Origin of the sequence: Megasphaera sp. UBA4382 (assembly GCF_002391155.1) — a bacterium.
In the GTDB taxonomy this organism is placed as follows: Bacteria; Bacillota; Negativicutes; order Veillonellales; family Megasphaeraceae; genus Megasphaera; species Megasphaera hexanoica.
Window position 1 is genome coordinate 16,108 of sequence record NZ_DGRS01000086.1, and the last position, 18,646, is coordinate 34,753.

The 18,646-nt window shown below is 47.7% G+C and carries 14 protein-coding genes; 2 read left to right on the plus strand and 12 right to left on the minus strand.

Annotated elements, in window-relative coordinates; translation table 11 throughout:
• Position 1: 1 nt before the first annotated feature.
• From B4H10_RS11055 to B4H10_RS11080, 6 genes are all read right to left on the minus strand, one after another.
• On the minus strand, positions 2–940 hold the full coding sequence (locus tag B4H10_RS11055; protein WP_059075640.1) for a phosphodiester glycosidase family protein: 939 nt from the start codon (positions 938–940) through the stop codon (positions 2–4).
• 30 nt (positions 941–970) lie between these two features.
• Positions 971–1,789 carry a polysaccharide deacetylase family protein gene (locus B4H10_RS11060; protein ID WP_059075639.1) on the minus strand — a complete coding sequence of 273 codons (819 nt, stop codon included), beginning with the start codon at positions 1,787–1,789 and terminating at the stop codon, positions 971–973.
• A 73-nt stretch (positions 1,790–1,862) separates the two neighbouring features.
• Positions 1,863–2,825, minus strand: a complete 963-nt coding sequence (locus B4H10_RS11065; RefSeq protein ID WP_059075638.1) for a C-terminal binding protein — start codon at positions 2,823–2,825, stop codon at positions 1,863–1,865.
• Between the two features lie 217 nt (positions 2,826–3,042).
• Positions 3,043–4,590 carry a PhnE/PtxC family ABC transporter permease gene (locus B4H10_RS11070; RefSeq protein ID WP_150824816.1) on the minus strand — a complete coding sequence of 516 codons (1,548 nt, stop codon included), beginning with the start codon at positions 4,588–4,590 and terminating at the stop codon, positions 3,043–3,045.
• The gene (phnC, locus tag B4H10_RS11075) at positions 4,587–5,336 is read right to left on the minus strand and encodes a phosphonate ABC transporter ATP-binding protein (RefSeq protein WP_292018849.1); all 750 of its coding nucleotides are present in this window, start codon (positions 5,334–5,336) and stop codon (positions 4,587–4,589) included. Before phnC ends, B4H10_RS11070 begins: the two co-directional genes overlap by 4 nt.
• A 23-nt stretch (positions 5,337–5,359) precedes the next feature.
• Positions 5,360–6,391, minus strand: coding sequence for a phosphate/phosphite/phosphonate ABC transporter substrate-binding protein (locus B4H10_RS11080; protein WP_240937222.1), 1,032 nt, complete (start codon positions 6,389–6,391; stop codon positions 5,360–5,362).
• A gap of 395 nt (positions 6,392–6,786) precedes the next feature.
• Between B4H10_RS11080 and B4H10_RS11085 the strand changes: the two genes are divergently transcribed.
• Positions 6,787–7,884 carry a mandelate racemase/muconate lactonizing enzyme family protein gene (locus B4H10_RS11085; protein WP_292018850.1) on the plus strand — a complete coding sequence of 366 codons (1,098 nt, stop codon included), beginning with the start codon at positions 6,787–6,789 and terminating at the stop codon, positions 7,882–7,884.
• On the opposite strand, the gene B4H10_RS11090 is transcribed toward B4H10_RS11085, so the two are convergent.
• On the minus strand, positions 7,875–8,435 hold the full coding sequence (locus B4H10_RS11090; RefSeq protein ID WP_292018851.1) for a phosphatase PAP2 family protein: 561 nt from the start codon (positions 8,433–8,435) through the stop codon (positions 7,875–7,877). The two genes, B4H10_RS11085 and B4H10_RS11090, sit on opposite strands and share 10 nt — an antisense overlap.
• Before the next feature lie 401 nt (positions 8,436–8,836).
• Here B4H10_RS11090 and B4H10_RS11095 point away from each other — a divergent pair, with 401 nt between their 5' ends.
• Positions 8,837–9,781, plus strand: a complete 945-nt coding sequence (locus B4H10_RS11095; RefSeq protein WP_292018852.1) for an alpha/beta hydrolase — start codon at positions 8,837–8,839, stop codon at positions 9,779–9,781.
• A 397-nt stretch (positions 9,782–10,178) separates the two neighbouring features.
• Here the strand turns inward: B4H10_RS11095 and B4H10_RS11100 are convergent, their stop codons facing one another.
• From B4H10_RS11100 to B4H10_RS11120, 5 genes are all read right to left on the minus strand, one after another.
• A complete protein-coding gene (locus B4H10_RS11100) occupies positions 10,179–11,969 on the minus strand; it encodes an ImmA/IrrE family metallo-endopeptidase (RefSeq protein WP_292018853.1) in 1,791 nt (596 codons plus the stop codon).
• A 57-nt stretch (positions 11,970–12,026) separates the two neighbouring features.
• Positions 12,027–12,800 carry a hypothetical protein gene (locus tag B4H10_RS11105; RefSeq protein WP_292018854.1) on the minus strand — a complete coding sequence of 258 codons (774 nt, stop codon included), beginning with the start codon at positions 12,798–12,800 and terminating at the stop codon, positions 12,027–12,029.
• Positions 12,801–12,904: 104 nt separating this feature from the next.
• Entirely contained in the window at positions 12,905–15,019 is a 2,115-nt protein-coding gene (gene brxL / locus B4H10_RS11110) for a protease Lon-related BREX system protein BrxL (protein WP_292018855.1), read from the minus strand.
• 24 nt (positions 15,020–15,043) lie between these two features.
• Positions 15,044–17,569 carry a BREX-1 system phosphatase PglZ type A gene (pglZ, locus tag B4H10_RS11115; RefSeq protein WP_292018856.1) on the minus strand — a complete coding sequence of 842 codons (2,526 nt, stop codon included), beginning with the start codon at positions 17,567–17,569 and terminating at the stop codon, positions 15,044–15,046.
• Between the two features lie 27 nt (positions 17,570–17,596).
• Positions 17,597–18,646, minus strand: a complete 1,050-nt coding sequence (locus B4H10_RS11120; RefSeq protein ID WP_292018857.1) for a Fic family protein — start codon at positions 18,644–18,646, stop codon at positions 17,597–17,599.

Sequence of the window (18,646 nt, forward strand, 5' to 3'; positions counted from 1 at the left end):
CCTACTTTACAATAAACGCCGTCGGAATCATCCGTTCTCCGAGGAGATCTGCCGGTTTGTTGACAACTTTACCATTGAGATACAATGTAGAACTGGAACCCCCATCGAGATTAGCAGCAATATAAGCACCCTGTTCGTACATGATATTCTGCAAATCCCGCAGCGTCGCGCCGATAGAATATGATGGTTGACGTCCATCGATGACCAGGAACAGGACTGTCCCGTCTTTCCGCTGGCCGATAGCCGTACGAGGGCCGACGCCCCAGCCGCCATCACCGGCGGTAATCATCTTCTGACCATTGACAATCAATGCCGGGCCAAAGGAAATCCCTTCCTGGATATCCATGGAAATGAGTTCCCCTTTACTGTAATTGCCGGCTACGAGATTGCCGTCCTTCGTAAAGCCGATAAATTCGTTGACTTCACTGTTATCAGCATCGCCACCGAGGACAAACTTGCCATCGTGGAGGATAAATCCATACGGACTGCGGCCGGTCCCGGTACCATTGGCATCATAGAACCCGCCTGCATTAATAGCCGCGACAGCGTTGTTGCGCTGGGCGATACCGCTGGTCGTATCGCCTTTTTCATCCATATTTTCAGCTGTGCCGACCTTAACTCGTTTGGGGTCGGGGATTTCCAGGAGAAATCCCTTGAACCGGCTCGATTCGATATTTTGCAACTTCAATGAAGAATCAGTGCGGACTTTGAACTTGAATAATTCCTGCTTCGGTGCCGTACTGATGCCTCCCAGTATCTTATCGATTTCGTCCTGGGAAAAGAGCCAGGTGATATACTGGGGATGACGGCTTTTCAGAATAGCCCCGACAACGGTCCGCTTGATATTATCAAAAGGTCCGAAGAGAACGACTACGGGAGACGTTACAGCAAAAAACAAGAGCAGGACTACAAAAAATTTACCTATTTCCTTCAGCTTCATAATTACCTCATTCTAAGCACACCGGCTGCCTTACCGTTGTTCGTACTTTTCAGTCGTAATGCGCTGTCTGAAATTATCTATGTCCACTTCATTGCCAATCCAGATACGTTTGACCGCATAGGGATTGTCACCATATTTTGCCCATCCCGGATTCATGGTAAAGGCCAGCTTAATGCCATATTTCTTCATGACCTTTTCCGCTTCCGGGCTGTTACCGCCATAGGGATAGCAGAAAAATTCATTGGTTATGCCCAGCTGTTCTTTAAGTTCAGCCTGGCTTTTCTGCATTTCTGTATCCAGTGTAGTACCGCCCATCTGGTTCAGCCGTTCATGATGATACCCATGAGATGCAATTTCCATGCCCGCAGCCTTCATTTCTTTAATCTGCTGCCATGTCAGGCGCGTCCCATGATCCGCATCATACGTAGGAATGAATACCGTACAGGCAAACCCATATTCCTTCATGACCGGCATGACAATCGAATAGGTATCGGGATATCCGTCATCAAAGGTCAGGACAACGGGACGGACAGGAACCGGTTTGTTATGGACCATGTATTCATAAAGCTGTTCCATAGTAATCGGATGAAAATCATTATCCTTCAGGAACTTCATCTGCTTACGGAAATTTTCTTCTGTCAGACAGGCCTGATTATGAGGGTCATCGGGATCAACGCCAATCATATGGTACATCAGAACCGGAACGCCGTTCTTAGGTACTGCCATTTCCACCTGTGCAGTCTGGGCAGCTGGCGCATCTTTCTTCTGGGATTCTTCCCCGGAAGAGCCACAACCTGCCAGCAGAGACAGACATATCAGAGCCATGCCTAGTAGTTTCCAAATACGCAAAATTTAGAAGCCCCCTTCTCGTATACTTGTGTTACGTACTATATTTTACAAGATTTTGACTTTTGGTGCAAATTCATGGATAGGGCACGAAAGACAGTTCCTCTTCATGACCAGCCAGGAAAAGCCGTATCTGCCGTTCTGCCTCGTGGAAGAGTGCCTGTTCTCCTTCTACAGAGTGAGACGCTACACTCGGTGTCAGCAAAAATTCCGGCCGAGTCATCATTTTGAGCATCATCGGGCTGGGATGTTCCATAGACAGGACATCCAGTGCCGCACTGCGGATATGCCCGTCATCGACAGCATGGTATAAGGCCGCTTCATCAGCCAGTCCACCACGGCTGCAATTAACGAATATGGCTCCTTCTTTCATTTCCTCAAACTGTTCTTCCCGAAAAATATACCGCGTCGTTTCATTGAGTGGTATGTGCAGCGATACGACATCGCTGGTCCGCAGCAGTTTGTCGAAATCAACGGGCCGGACCCGTTCTTCCATCATGATTTTTTCGTCAACAAACGGATCATAGGCCTGTATTTTACATCCAAAAGCCTGCATCCGTGCCGCAACGGCCCTGCCTGTACGGCCGTAACCAATCAGGCCGATAAGGTTGCTACCCACGCGGTGCAGCGGCCAGCCAACAGCGCCGTATTCCCAACGGCTGTTATTGCGGATATCGTTCTGATACTCGGGAATCTGCCGCAGGAGAGCCAGCATCATAGCACATGTATGATCGGCAATGTCATCCACACAGTACACCGGATTACAGAGTACCTTCACGCCCCGCCGGGCTGCCGCCTGCAGGTCTACATGATCGACCCGCGAACGGAGGACAACAATCAACTTTAATTCATCTAACTGGTCCAGCAGGGATTCCGTTATAGGTTCATCCCGACAGACAAGAACATCACAATCTTCCAGTCTTTCTGCCATTTCTTCTTCATTTGTGACCGGGCAATACGCTACATCGGCAATATCGCCCAACCGCTCGCCAAAATCATCTTCATCCTGATGCGTAGCAAGAATACTTATGTGGTACATATCACAGCCCCTTCTCTCTTAGAAATAAAGAATTTAGTCATAGATATACAATTAAATATATATCACATTACCGGTCAAATAGCAAGCCTTATGCACAAAAGGAACTGAATCCGCCCGGCGCCAATACGGCCCGGCAGGAAAATCTCCGCACGCTGGCAAATCTCTGAAAAAAAATTCCAGACAGTATTCTCAGAGGAACATGCCTGGAATCATCAGATTACTGTATTTCGCTGAGCCGTTGTTTTTTACGCAGCCATTCCGAAAAAATCTCTACGATCGTTACCAGTCCGGTCATGCCCCATAAAAGGGCTCCGGCTGCAGCCCATTCATAATGCATCATCGCCAGTATCAGCGGCGTACCGATGCCACCGGCTCCAACCAGGCCCAGGATAGCGGCATCGCGCAGATTGACATCGAACCGATACAAGACAGCCGCCCCGTAGCGCGGTACCAGCTGTGGCAGGACAGCCCAGCGGATGGATCGTGCGACGGATATTCCCATAGCCCGGTATGCCCGGTACGGTTCCAGCCGGATATCATCGATAGCGATGAGAAATCTCTTGGCCAGAAGGCCGACACTGCACAAGGATAAGGTCAGTACGCCGGCAAAAGGACCGGGGCCGGTAACGCGGATCCACATCAGGCCGTACACAAATACAGGAACGGCACGGATGAGCAGCAATATCAGCCGCGAAGCCAGTGCAGCCGGCACGGGAAGGAGGCGGAAACTGGCCGAAAAAGAAAACCAGGCAGCAATGACCGTACCTCCCAGCGTACCCAGGAAGGCTATGCAAAATGTCTCATACAGGAGCCAGGGGACGCCATCATGAGCAAGGGAAAATATCATCGACCAGTCGGGATGAAGGATTCCCTGCATAATAGCCGCTGCAGCTGCCATGCCCTTTCCATCCATATCTGGCAGCACCAGCGTCTGAAAAGAGGAAAAAAACAGTACGGCCAGCGTCAGCAACAACAATACTTTTTTCATGCGGGACAAACGACTCCTGCCTGAAAGGACCTGGCGCAGCCATTCACTGACACCTTCTGTCAGCAGGACGACGACGTACAGCAGTAATAAAATCATGCCGACTTCACTGTATTCACGCCAGGCCAGCCTTTCATTCAGTAAAATTCCGATACCTCCGGCCCCGACGTATCCCAGGATAGCCGCATGGCGGACATTGGCTTCCAGCATATATAATACATTAATCAGATACCCTGCCAGGACAGCCGGCAATACAGCCCGGATAAAAGCCCGCAGGCGGCCGCATCCAGCTGCTTCCAGTGCCTGCGCCGCCCTTAAGTCGGCGTTTTCCATATCTTCATAGCCCATACGGACCATGACCACCGTCGTATAGATACTCAGTGCCAGCGTCCCGGCCAGCGTTCCCAGTCCGACGAGGAACGTACAAAGGAGTGCCAGAATCAGTGCCGGGATAGTCCGGATGAGATGAATGATAGTCTTAAACGGAATCCGCAGCCAGGCATGAGGATTGAGATAGGCATTGGCAAAGGACGCCCCCACCAGGCCCAGCACGGCCCCGATTCCCGTACCGGCCAGAGACATCTGCACCGTCGCCCAGAGCGGAGCCAGTACGACCCTGGCATAGGAAGTTTCTGGCGGTATCATCGCTCCGGCAATGTCAAAGAATCGCACGCCCCGCCTCAATAGGAGAGACAGAGATACATCGGTGCTTTCCCCGCAAAGGATGATCAGTGCCAGAAATAGCATCCCCATGCCTGTTCGGCGCAATGAATATCTCATGATTGCGTCCTCCCATACAGGTCCTGCAACCGGTCATCTGTCCAGTCTGCCGGAGGCCCGTCAAAGAAAATGCTTCCGTCCTTCAGCCCGATAATCCGGTCCGACCAGGTCCGGGCCTGTTCGACATTATGACTGTTCATGACGACAGTAAGCCCCTGTTTCTGCTGCAGCCTGCGCATGAGCTCCAGCACCTGCCGGGCTGTCAGAGGATCCAGCGAAGCGACCGGTTCATCGGCGAGAAGAATCGTCGCATCCTGCATCAGTGTCCGGGCAATAGCTACACGCTGTTTCTGACCGCCACTCAATGCATGGGCAGGAGTCTGGCTGTATGATTCCAGCCCCACGGCTTTCAGGGCAGCCATGGCCTTTTCTTTTTCTGCCTGGGGAAAACACCCGGACAAAGCTCTCCACAGCGGAACGCGGGCCAGACTGCCATTCAGCACATTCTGCAGACACGTACACATATCGACAAGACTGAAATCCTGGAAAATCATGCCGACCCGCTGCTGGATTTTCCGCCTGCCCCGGCCGTTCAGCCTGTCAAAACGGGTACCGTCAATCCAGACCTCACCCGAATCGGGCCGCACCATATGGTTAAACAAGCGCAGCAATGTCGTCTTGCCGGCTCCGCTGGGTCCGATGACCGATACAAACTGTCCCGTCGGGATAGAAAGCGATATATCGCGCAGTACAGGATGCTGCTTTTTATAGGACTGGCAGACGTGCTTTAATTCCAGCATAGCCATGGTTCTTTCCCCTTTTCACATCATTACTTTAATTCCTGCTGAACTTTCCGTTCTCCATCATAATCCGAACTCTGAGCCCAGTCATATCCTTTATGGCCCAACGTCTGCAGCACTTTCAATCCTTCATCGGTCTTTCCGATTTCAATGAGCGATTCGCCGAGGGCTTTGCGGAAGTTTTCATCCTGCATGACCTTGCTGGTCTTGCTGACGCTGACCGTATCGTTATAAATCTTATCCGTTACACCGATGACACCGGTCTGGGACCAGATATCCGATGTACCGCCGAATTTTTCCTGCCAGTTCTTTGCCATATGGGCACGGATATGAGAATAGGCCACGATGACATCTACCTGTCCCGATGCCAGGCGGGCCGTCGAAGTCGTATACGAATCAGACTGCACGACATGAGCCAGATCGGATATTTTCTTGCCATAATTATCCTTCAGCCACAGTGACGGATACAGATATCCGGAAGCAGACGCCGGGCTCATGACGCCCCAGGTCAGATCATTCAATTCATCCCAGGTCGGCTTTTCGCCCCGTTTTACCTTAGCGAGAATAGCCTGTCCTTTGGCGCTCGGCCCTACGACAATAGCCGAACGATAATATTTCACCAGATCCTTCTTGAAGGCTTCCGGCGTACCGTTGTTCCAAACAGATAAATCCGTCGTATCCTTATCGATACCCTGGCGAAGCGCCGTCAGCAGCACATCGACATCTTTATCATACATGACATACGTAGCTCCGGAAATAAAGCCCATATCGGCACTGCCCGAACTCAGAGCTTCTCCTACGGCGTTATAAGAAGTCCCCACATTGATAGTAACTTTTTTAATATTGTATCCCTTTTCTTTCATTTTTTCCTGGAGCATCTTCCCCAGTGGTTCGGTCTTTGTCTGGATTGTGTCGGCATCCTGGTACGGTGACACGGCGATTTTTAATTCTTCCACCTCTTTCGACCCGTTCTTCTGCGTATCACTACTGCCACAACCAGATAAGAATACGCATCCTACCAGCAATGCCGATAGGAGAACCTGCCATTTTTTCATCATCATCGACTCCTCACAAAATATAATACATATTATAAAACATAAAAAGAGAGGGACTCTCTATCCCTCTCCGTACAGTCAGCACCCATGCGACAAAAAGGGAATATGACTCCCATCTGTAACGGTCGGCGTCTCTGGCGCCCTCTCAGTCCGGCAAACGGACTCCCTCGCATGTTGGCCATTAATATTCAAAAATATAACAAATCCAGGGAGCTCCCCCAAGATTCACATTCAGACCATCTTTAGTATAATATATGAAATTTGTAAATTCAAGGTAAAATTCATTTCCTCATCCATACCCTGTATATGCCACTTCCAGCCAGCAGTTTCTGGACAATCATGACACGAGCCAGTACAATAATACTGATATATATTTCATAAAACAACGAAAGGAATCCCCCATGAAAATTACAGATATACGCGTGGGAATTGTACGCATCCCACTCAAAACCCCCTTTGTCACGGCACTGCGTCGTGTCGATACGGCCGAAGACCTGATTATCAAAGTCATCACCGACGATGGACATACTGGCTGGGGCAATGCACCGGCGACGGTTGTCATCACCGGAGACAGCCATGCATCTGTGGCCTCAGCTATCAAAGATACGATAGGACCGCAGATTCTTGGCATGGATATCGATGACAGGGAAGCCATCCTTCAGCGCATCCAGCACAGTATGGTGCATAATACGTCGGCTAAAGCCGCCCTCGATATAGCGGTTCACGACTTATTCGGACAAAAATATCACTTACCCCTGTATCGCTTTTTCGGCGGCCTGCGTCAGCGCATCATTTCAGATCTGACCGTCAGCCTGGGAGAACCGGAACAAATGGTTCAGGACGCACAAAAAGCCATACAGGCAGGCTATACAAATCTGAAACTCAAAGTCGGCGTCGATGCTGCTCTCGATATCCGCCGCGTCCGGGCCATCCGTCAGGCTGCCGGCCCGCATATCGCCATTCGTCTCGACGCCAATCAGGGCTGGAAACCCAAAGAAGCCGTGCGCACGATCCGCCGTATGGAAGACGCCGGCCTCAATATAGAATTGATTGAACAACCCGTAGCAGCCTCTGACGTCGAAGGACTGAAATTTGTCACCGACCACGTAGATACGCCGATTATGGCCGATGAATCCGCATTTAGTCCTGGTGATGTATTTCATCTTCTCGCCATCCGTGCCTGTGACCTCATCAATATTAAGCTCATGAAAGCCGGCGGTCTCGGGCCCGCTTCCCAGATTGCTTCCATGGCACAAGCCTCTGGCATAGACTGCATGATGGGCTGTATGCTGGAAAGCAAAATTGGCATTACCGCTGCAGCCAGTCTCTCTGCCGGTAATCCCGCCATCGCAATCAACGACCTCGATGCGGCCGACCTCATGGCAGACGATCCCATCATAGGAGGAATTTCCTATAATAGAAATGAACTTATTCTGCCGCAGGCTCCCGGGCTGGGCATTACCGCTGTGGCAGGCTGGCAGGAGTGGGATTACCGATAAAGACTGTGTCTCATGAAAAACCGTTTTTTCGCATACTGGCAAATCCGGTACGCACCATAGCCGACACCAACCCCCAGGACAGCCCCGGCCAGAACATCACTGGGAAAGTGCATGAACAAATACATCCGGGAAAAAGCTACGACTGCCGCCATTCCATAAGCCAATATGCCAAGGCGCTGACGGTAGCAGTATATGACCGTCGCTCCGGCAAAGAAAAAGAATGAATGACCAGAAGGGAAGGAGTAACTAACGGGATATTTGAGTGCCTCTACCACGGGAGCTCCTTCGATGACGATATACGGACGGATCCGCATGACCACATGCTTCAGGACGACATCACCAATGAAAACAGCTGCAATGACGGCCACAATAATGGTCAATGTTATCCAGCGGCTGCGGCGATTCCACAGGCCGGCAGCAGCCAGCCCCAGCCAGAGCCACAGACAATTGATGCCTGTCGTAAACAACGTAATGAAACTATTCATATGCGGACCAGCCAGGCGGTGCAACCAGAATAATACATGTACATCAGTTGATAAAATCCATTCCATACATATCCTCCCTTTCGCAATGAACGCAGTATATCACGGAAGAGAGTACAGGTAAAATATATATAACATAGGTAATCCATATGATTATCATATGGATTACCTACATTACATTTCTGATTCTGCGGGACGCTGCACGGCATATAGCACGTATGGAAACCAAACAAAAAACACTCGCAAACCCCATTACATCAGGCTTTGCAAGTGCTTTTTTCATTCAAGCGTGCCAAAGATGAGATGATAACAAAAGCGAATCATTGCCGCCACCCGCATCCCATGCTAGAATGAAACAAATACGTTAAATAAAGGAGATGCTGATAAAATTGTTCGGTCACAGCCAGAAATCAAAAAAACAATTAATAGCTCTTGCCCTGACCGGGCTTGTGTGGATAGGAGGCAATGCTATGGCCATGAATGTCAATGTCGATTCTGCTACGAAGGATATGCCGGGAAAAGTGGAAAGCACGAAAATTTCCGTCCCATTGAAGACGCCCGTCATCAACCAGATTTCCGATGTCGTATACGAACAGGTCCCGATGCGGGGCTATCCTAATGTGGCTATGAAGATGGATATTCTCCAGCCAAAATCAGAGAAAAAACTTCCTGCCATCGTCTATGTCACCGGTGGCGGTTTCATCAATGCCAATAAGGATAACGGCATCCAGCTCCGTATGCATCTGGCAGAAGCCGGTTATGTCGTCGCGTCCATCCAGTACCGGGTAGCGCCTACGGCACGTTTCCCGGAACCACTGGAAGATGTGAAATCGTCTATCCGCTATTTGAAAGCCCATGCAGACCAATTCGGCATCGATCCGGAACGGGTCGGCATCATCGGTGGAAGTGCCGGCGGTTATCTTTCTGCTATGGCAGCTACGACCAGTGGCACGACGACCTTTGATAAAGGGGACAATCTCCAGATAGGAAGCGAGGTAAAAGCGGCCGTAGATCTGTATGGCCTTTCCGACCTGACCCGCATCGGCGACGACTACAGCGATGTTGTGAAAAAAGCCCACCAGTCGGCTGGCGCTACAGAAGCACTGTGGGTGAACGGATCTGCTGTATTCGGTGGAAAAGACGGTGGCCTTCTGGCCAATCCAGAAGGCGCAAAAAAAGCCAATCCCATTACCTATATATCCCAGACCAGTGCCCCTATGCTGCTCATGCATGGAACAAACGATACCATCGTTTCCCCCAGCCAGACCGACCTGCTCTTCCAGGCTCTCCAGAAACATAACATCCCATCCAAACGGTACCTGGTAGAAGGCGCGGCCCATGGTGGTATTTACTGGAACCAGGAAGAAGTGCTCCACATCATCACGGACTTCTTTGACTCTTACTTAAAAGGCTAAGATTTTTTTAAGTGCTATAACTATAGAAAAACAGGGAATAACTCTATTTTATACAAAAAATAGCCACGCGGCTCATAAACCGCGTGGCTATCGTATTCTGTATGGTGGAGATAAGGAGGATCGAACTCCTGACCTCTTGCATGCCATCTCCAAATTCCCGGAAAATAAGCTCAATCAGTCTCATATGTATCATTTAAATAGTACAAACAGCCTTATGTGTCCAATGAAAAAAATACTTCTGGTAGCAACTGCTATACAAAAGCTAACCTTCATCGGCTAATATCAATCATCAAAAAAATTATAAATACCTATTTTAACGACTAAGCAATCTCCTAACATCATAAAATTTAAACGTAATATTTCTTCCTGAAATTCCAATAAACACAATATATGCTTACTATACATGGATAATGTTGTGATTTTTTAAAAACTTTTTTATTTGCTCTTTTATGGACTTCTTTTTCCGGATAGAAAGATCTTTTTGCATATCCTCAAAACGTAACTCTTTCACCGGATTCTGAGGAAAAACTTTGACATGAAACTTGACAGCATATTCCCAGTCGTAGCCTTTTGGTATAATCTGAAAGCTTGCATCACCTACGGCTTGTGCTACATATTCATGACGGGAAATAGACTGTAAGCATTGTCCCCCGCCAAGAATACGTTCATAAGGACCACGGTGAATTCGCTGCAACTGTAATTTTTGTCCAATATGCAGCTCAATAGGTTTCATTGAAGGATATCCTTCTCCATTCATATAAAGCTCTATTTTTTCATCGTCAGAAATCGCGTATTGGAGACGGATTGTATTGGCATCCATTTCAGGAACCAATTCTTGTTCACAATCAAAGCATAAAAAGCCTTTTTCCTTCGACCACGTATAAATACTGTCTAAATGGCCTGAGCTTACGATAAACCGATTACCTTCAACTCGAATGTCTCCTTGCGGAATCGAGTCTCCTGTAAGAAGGGGACGGACCTGATTATGTACATATGCCAATACCCGGTACGATAAAAAACGACCGCTACCATTATGGATATAAACAACCAGCTCTCGATGCCGATGATGCGTAAAATTCCCCTCTATGACGTTCAGCCATGCTGAGTCCATCTGAAAACGATATAAACAGGTCCATTGGCGTTCTTTAGAAATATATTTAACAATTAAAAAGTCCGCTTTTCCTCTTTCCCTAGGAATTTGCAAGACATAGTCATAGCTCTTGGAATCCGTAAAATGGACCGGAATAGCTTGTTTGAAGCCAGGAAAAGTTCGTTCTAACGCCGAATCAGCTTCTTTGGACAGGGCTACTTTCAGATTTTTTCTAGGTTCATTGATGCCTTTGATCATACTTTCAATCCGACCGACAGCCCTTAAAATTGCATCAAGACTGATATCCGGCACCTTCCCATCTGGGTTCAGATAACCATGCAAATAAGGCACGGACTGATGGGAGAGATTAAGTCTTTCACAAACTACCCAGCAAACTGTTTCTGCTTCAAATTCCTTTGTTTCTTTGGAAAGATTAGTCCGAATGGGAATATATTCGATTTTTTCACGATTCAAATGCCCACAAAAGTAATGTCCAAGTTCATGGATAATAGTCGCAAATTTTTCTGCTGGTGACTGATTTTTATTAACGGTAATGCAATAGTGGCTGATGATATCGACATTACTTTTCGAGGTATGTGAGAGTCTGGCAACATTGGTGGCGTTCCATTGTATCTGGCCGCCGTAATATGTGCCATAGTTTTCTTCCCGATAACGAATTCCCTCCTTAAGCAGGGAGCTAATAAGCGTTTGAAGCTTTGCCTCATCAATGAGTGTATCGGAATGAAATGGATGAAGAATGTACTTAGAAATGACTTCTTGCGGCATCTTCTTTCCTTCTGTATCGTCTAATTCATAGACAAAAGAAATAGGTCCAAAACGACGCAGGATAACTAAAGGACGGGCTCCCGGTTTAGGCCGACGATGATATACTTTTTGCCACGTATCCAGAGTCGCTACAAAAGCACTACCTGGTTTTTGCACTTTAACCATCATCGCATTATAAGGTGCTAAATAGGGGAATTTTCGCAACTCTCCCATATATTCCAGAAAGTCTCGTTGTGTGTTAAAGCGCATTACACTTTCATACAGTTGATCAATTTCAGCAATACATCTCTCTTTATGTTCCCCTTTATCCATTACTTCCCCCCCCTACATTCAGCATCCCCTATAAAAAGTATTTCCTTATCAATTATATCAATACGAATAATACGTCAGCATAATATAGGACATACGATTTCCAAAGGCCAGGTATTCTCCATTCCCAATATTATAACAGCCATCGCCTTCATTTTCGCTGTTGAAATCAACCTTAGGAACGCGATTCATATGATATGCTTGTACAAATTCAGACGGAGTATTAGAGCAATTTAAACCCGAGTTATTTAGTACTGTGTTGCTGCCACGTAATAGGATAATTCTATCGACACAATCACCGTCAAAGGTTACTACGATTTTTTTATCGGCATAATACCAGCCAGGCATGCTCCAGTAAGGCTGCAAATCTCCTGTTTGTGAAGGGGTTCCTAATACGGCTTTGACTTCATCAGGCGTCATTCCTAGACGGATGCCGGCAACGGATTCGCTAAAGGGAATTTTGGCAACCCGGTGCAGCATCTGCAAATCATTAACTTTCAGACGGTCCATGTTATCATGCCGTACATACCACGAAAAATGCATTAAACGTTCCCCCGTACTTTCCAAAATACGGAAATTAGCACCGCCATTACCTGAAGCTCCGGCTAGATCATATACCGTCAATATTTTGCAGCCATTAATATACCCGTCTTGTATCTGTAATACCAGATTGCCATTATGATCGTACCAATTACCATCAATTGCCTTTAAAATTTTTGCGACAGATTGTGGCGATTCGGGACGGAAATTCGCAGCTTGGCTGATATTTATACTAGTGCATGCCAAAAGAATTATCCCCATAAAAAAACTGAAAAATCTTTTCTTAACGTTCATTTCGATTTCTCCCATCCTGAAAATATGGACAGCACGCTTCTACTATATAGTATAGTTTCGATATACGTCATGTAAATTCTGCTAAATCCACCTGAAGCATAGCATCATTCTACTCCCAAGGCTTTAAAGACAGCATCTTCAGGAGTACTATAAAATATCAGTTGAAAACTCCCGATTAATTCAGGTGGTACCGTTCCCAGGTCGGCGGCGGATGTAATGGGAAGCAGGATTTTTTTTGCGCCCGAGTCGAGACATACTTGCAGGGTGTTGGCCAGTTCTTCGACTTTCATCAGTGTACCGCTGATGCTGATTTCGCCCAGAGCGACAAGGGAGCTTTGGACGGGTTTGTTCAGGGCAATGGAACAAATAGCGATGAGTGTCGGGAGCGCTAAGCGATGGGTCATGCCGATGCCTTGCAGGTCCTGGTAGTTGATGATGTAATCTTTGGCGGTCGTCGAAATGCTGCCGCTGATACGCCTGCCATTGGCTTTCAGGTAGTTATAGGCAGTATTAACGGCTTCTTTGCATTCTCTGTCGCTGCCGATGCCGGTGCGTTCAAATTTCCCGCTGCCCGGCAGCATCTGGCTTTCCAGGCGGAATACGCCGATCATGTTGTTTTTCCCATGGGAAACGGTATAAACCTGCCCGGGATTGCAGATGCCTTCAGGAATGAGTTTGCCGCCGCCTTGTTCCGGCACGGAGACATAGTGTTCTTCAAAGGTTTCGTTGTCGATGTAGGAAAAATTCACGTCGTAGAATTCCATGCCGCCTAGCTTTTTGAGCTGTTCTTTGACGCGGCGGCGCATCTCCAGCGCCATTTGCAATACTTCTTCTACTTCGTCTTTGCTAAAACGGCCATCCGGATACAGCAGCTTGATGTATCCGCCGACCATCTTGCGAACCGCAATAGTATCACGCTGGTTCAGATTCTTTCCCAGCCGGAAATAGGTATCCAGAGCGTCACCATACTGCTCTTTTCGCAGTTCCCGCATGAATCCGGCCAGATAATCAGAAATAAATCCGTAATCGTCGGTGAAGTGTTCAGGCCGGAATTTTGGGATTTCCCAGCCAGGGTTGTAGCCATGGATACGGTCGAGAAAAGCCGTGTCGGTTCCCATTTCCGGTGGGAACGGGTCGAACAGGCTCGACGTTTTCAGCAGGACATCGACAGACTGGTTGATATTGCCGACAAAGACCATCGATGCCGAAGCCGCTTTTTCTTCCTTGCCCCGGGCAAAGGATCCCGATGCCATATAGTCTTTCATAATCTGGATGCCATCCTTGTCCTTGAATTTAATGCCGGCTACTTCATCGAAGGCAACGCAGTCCCACAGCCCGACCAGTCCGATCTGATGGCTGGCCATGTTATAAAAGAGGTTGGCTACCGTCGTCTGGCCGCCAGAAACGAGGATACTGTTCGGTGAAATTTCCTTGTATATATGTGATTTCCCTGTACTGCGCGGTCCCAGCTCACAGAGATTGAAATTATTTTCCACAAGCGGAATCATACGTGTAAGGAGCAGCCACTTTTCACGATAGGACAGAGAGTCCGGCTCCATACCGGTCGAGCGCAGCATGACGTCCATCCATTCTTCTTTAGTAAAAGCCTGGCGGCCGCGCTTCAATTCATCCATATCGACATGAGGCATCTGGATTGGTGTCAGATTGCGGATACTGATAGGATAGATGTTCTTCTGTCTCCGGCTATTTGACTGCGGGCTGTTTTCATTGGGCAGAATGATATCCAGATTTTCCGTTCCTTCTGCGTCATAATTCAGCTGCACGATGCACCATATACCACCACACAAAAGACGGTCGTATTTTTCCGGGTATTCATCAGCAATGGGGATTCCTGTCAGGCCCAGATTGGAAAAGGAGGCTTCATAATAATCCTGCTTGATATTCAGGCTGACCGTAATCATATCGATGACGGTATGGCTACCGTGCTGACGCAGGACCGACAGTACCTTTTGCGCTTCATCGGGACGCACAAAATTGGCGGATAAAATTTTTTTTACGTTTTCTACCCCCGCTTTGACGATTTCTTCATCGTCAGAGCTACAATACTGGCCTAATAGAAATTCCAATACGTACACAGGGACATTGGCCCCTTCTTTGATTTTTTTCGTCAAATCCTTGCGGACAATCTTCCCGGGGAAATGATCCTTTAATTTCTGGCGGATTTCCTCCCGGTTTGTAGTTCCACCTGCTGTATCCATCTCAATCCTTCCTCTCCGCGTTCATCACAAATCAAAGCCGAAATCCCCAGCGAAGGGAAGATCCATAATGAACGGATGGCGGAATACGTCTATGCCCGTTTCCGCGTCTTTGATGACCAGGAAATATGACTGGCTGACATCATACTTCTGATTTTTGAACGTAAAGCGGATCCGGAATGTCCGCTTGGCCGGGTCTTCTGCCCGGCTGTCAGCCACATGTGTGATTTCATTAGAAACAGGCTGGCCTTCGGCATCTACAAAACCAATCAGATACGTGGCTTCTTTGACAGCCTCCCCGACCGGTTCCGACTGGATGAAATCCAGCGTCGTAATGAGATTGGTAATCTTACTGATGGTGTTGATGAAACGGATTTGTACCGTCCGCACATCCGCTTTGCCCCGTTCCATATGGACATCAATGACCGGGACCAGCATTTCCTGCGGCGAAGAGCCACCGTGTACATAATTCTGGCCGCCGCTGCCCCGCGTCTTGAATACACTGGTCCCAATGGGGAAAGAAACTATCCGGCTGTCCTCGTTTCCCAGCAGGTAGCCGAGATTCAGGTTCTGCACACCGTCTTCCCGGATGCCTTCCTGAGAGATGATGTAACGCCGTTTCACAATATCATAGTGATGGACGTTGCCGATTTTATCCGATTCCTGCACCTTATTTCGCTTGTAAATAAACCCGTGGTCAGCTGTCACGATGAAATGATGTGTATTAGCCCCGTTATGGACTTTCTCGATGAAATCCAGGATTTCTTTCACGGCTTCTTCACAGGCCTGGAACACTTCATCTTCGGCATGTTCGCCACGGACATCTATCTGGTCGTGATATACGTAAATGACCTGCTGGCCCGTGAAAATATCCCGCATATCCAGTGTTTTCATGTGTTTCACGTCATCAAAGGATACACAGCAGGCCATCGGCTGCCATGCCTGCAATGCTTTTTCCCGGTTCTGGATGTCGATACAGTATGCCCCGTCAACGAGTTCTTTTCCTTCCGGGGACAGTTCCAGCTTCCGATGAGGCAGGAGGGCCGACATGCCCAGCCGCGTATACGACGGCAAGGTGCTGAGCATCGTCCCGATTTTCACTTCGCTGCGGGGATTATCATCCAGGCGGTCAAAGAGTTCCCGTCCTGTTTCGTAACGCATAGCATCGGAAATAATGACCATAACCCGGTCTTTGCAGGCACCGACATAATGGTCATAGAAATTACGTTGCAGGGGAATCACCGATAAAGCCTTATCTTCCATGATACCCGCATTCCATTCCGGCAATAATTTACTCAGGTATTCATTGGTATACATATTTTCAATCAATATCCGCAGTGTTTCATAAACGCTGGCATCGGCAAGCTGATCCAGATGGTAATAAAAATGGCGGTAAGCCTTATCAATCTGGTACAGATTGTTTTCATAGGCCGTAATGATATCCCGGAATCCCTCAGGATACGACTGGCCGGTCAGCCTTTCCAGTTGGCCGGCACAGATAAACATGTCGTATACAGGTTCCCGCTGCTGGCCGAAATGTGTCTTTTTGCGAAATTCGCAAAGTGCGGGAATACTGTAGCCACCTAAATGCGCATCCACATCTTCCGCTTCCAGACGGCCGGCAATCCACTGGATCAGCAGCGTATCGATATCAGCGAAGCAGCCGCAGGCAATCAAGCTTTCCAGAGGGTACGTTTTCAGTGAATCTGCTACACGGAGCTGCTTGCTGGCAAAGAGTGACAGCCTGTCAAAAACAGCCTGATAGACAACGCTGTTCATCATGCTGTCCAGAAAAGCAATAGCATTGCCGGGCTTGCACATTTTGAAAGGTTCCCAACTACCTGGTACGGGTTCCATGATTTCATGAGCGGCACAGGTCACAAACAGGGCCAGTACCAGCTTGGCTATGCCCGGATTTTCCCAGGCCAGGCCAAAATGGCGGGTGCATAAATCCCAAAAAGAATCCATCAAATCATAACGGGCCAATTCGTCAAAAATCCGATGGTTTTTCTGGCTTTCTTCATTGAGGATGATGTGCAGTGCTTCTTCAAGCGAACACGTCCGGGCGCCTGCCAGGGCACATATCATACCCAGGCGGATCGTCGTTCCATCGTACTGGCTGATACCCAGGTCATAAAATTTCTTCGTCCGCTCTTTATTGGCAAAAAAGCGGATATGTTGCTCCAGGACCGGCTTCCATTCTTCATTAATGCCGAGATCGACAGCGAGCAAAGAGGCCCGGTCTGCATAAAAACACCGCGAATAGAGCAGGATATCTTCCAAATGATTCTCGTGGACGTCGGGCTTGGAAAAAGGGGCATAAATGAGATAATTCGTAGTCCGGTCTTCCCGTTCGAGGAAGAGCTTGGTAGCAAATTGCGTATCCGGCTTAAGATGCAGGATTTTTGCCTTATCCAGATGCAGGGAATCTACATCTTCGGCAAATTCAGCCCGGTCATCATACCAAAAGACCAGTTTCCGGATTCCGTCTCCACCTGTATGAAATTCTTCATTCAGTCTGTTTTCTATTTGCTTGAGATTTAATTCTGCCATAATTCACCGACTCTTCATAGGAAATAGTTATTTGTCTGGCAAATTGACCTGCCAATATCCGCCTTTACTGGCGCCATGCCGGATTAACAATCCCTGCTTCTTCAATTTAGCAATGATTCGCTCTACTTGTCTAGGGGTAATAGCCAATGTTTCAGCTAATACCTTTATTGTTAATCTTCCGTCTTGCTGAAGCAGCAGTAGTACTTTCTGTTCGTTTTTACCGACATTTTTACCGACGTTTTTACCGACATTTTTACCGACATTTATACTGACATGTATACCGACATTTGATTTTTTTTGTTGTTCATTCTGCGATTCTGCCAATTCTTTCAAGGCATCACGAATCATTTGTAACATAAATTCCACGAAAACAGTGGATTCTCCATCATTGTTTGCCATTTGCAAGGCGTGATAATACGCTTCCTGGTTTTCATGTACCAGTGTCTCTATAGGCAGCCAGGCAAAAAAAGGCTGCCATTTTTGTAGTATTACCGACTGCCACAATCTGCCGGTCCGGCCATTGCCATCGGCAAAAGGATGAATATATTCAAATTCATAATGAAAAATGCAACTTTTTATTAATGGATGATAGTTCGAATGTTTCATCCAGGTAAACAATTGCTGAATTAATTCCGGCACGTAACGAGCGGGAGTCCCGGCATGAACCAGTTGCGTTCCCGCAAAAACACCTACATTGCCCGAACGGAAGCATCCTGCTTCCTTTACCAATCCGGTCATCATCATTTTATGGGCCGTCAATAAATCCTGAATGCTGTACGGATCAAAAGCAGCTGCCTTTTCATACACTTCATAGGCATTTTTTACTTCACAAATGTCTTGCGGTGGTCCTAAAACCCGTTTTCCCTCAATGACATCTGTCACTTGTTGAAGGGATAAGGTATTCTGCTCAATAGCCAATGAGGAATGAATCGAGCGGATGCGGTTTTCCCGGCGCAAAACAGGATTAGGATGCAGCAATTCATAGGTTGCAATCATACCCACATATTGACCAATCTCAATTGTAAGATTTGTTATTTCCTCCGTCATTGTAAAAGGAGGTATATAGTCATTACTCAT

Coding starts and splice junctions, on each gene's coding strand:
- B4H10_RS11065 (WP_059075638.1), bottom strand. CDS start 2,825: ATGTACCACATAAGTATTCTTGCTACGCATCAGGATGAAGATGATTTT.
- B4H10_RS11055 (WP_059075640.1), bottom strand. CDS start 940: ATGAAGCTGAAGGAAATAGGTAAATTTTTTGTAGTCCTGCTCTTGTTT.
- B4H10_RS11120 (WP_292018857.1), bottom strand. CDS start 18,646: ATGAGTAATGACTATATACCTCCTTTTACAATGACGGAGGAAATAACA.
- B4H10_RS11070 (WP_150824816.1), bottom strand. CDS start 4,590: ATGAGATATTCATTGCGCCGAACAGGCATGGGGATGCTATTTCTGGCA.
- pglZ (WP_292018856.1), bottom strand. CDS start 17,569: ATGGCAGAATTAAATCTCAAGCAAATAGAAAACAGACTGAATGAAGAA.
- B4H10_RS11090 (WP_292018851.1), bottom strand. CDS start 8,435: ATGGAATGGATTTTATCAACTGATGTACATGTATTATTCTGGTTGCAC.
- phnC (WP_292018849.1), bottom strand. CDS start 5,336: ATGGCTATGCTGGAATTAAAGCACGTCTGCCAGTCCTATAAAAAGCAG.
- B4H10_RS11085 (WP_292018850.1), top strand. CDS start 6,787: ATGAAAATTACAGATATACGCGTGGGAATTGTACGCATCCCACTCAAA.
- B4H10_RS11100 (WP_292018853.1), bottom strand. CDS start 11,969: ATGGATAAAGGGGAACATAAAGAGAGATGTATTGCTGAAATTGATCAA.
- B4H10_RS11080 (WP_240937222.1), bottom strand. CDS start 6,391: ATGATGATGAAAAAATGGCAGGTTCTCCTATCGGCATTGCTGGTAGGA.
- brxL (WP_292018855.1), bottom strand. CDS start 15,019: ATGGATACAGCAGGTGGAACTACAAACCGGGAGGAAATCCGCCAGAAA.
- B4H10_RS11095 (WP_292018852.1), top strand. CDS start 8,837: ATGGCCATGAATGTCAATGTCGATTCTGCTACGAAGGATATGCCGGGA.
- B4H10_RS11105 (WP_292018854.1), bottom strand. CDS start 12,800: ATGAACGTTAAGAAAAGATTTTTCAGTTTTTTTATGGGGATAATTCTT.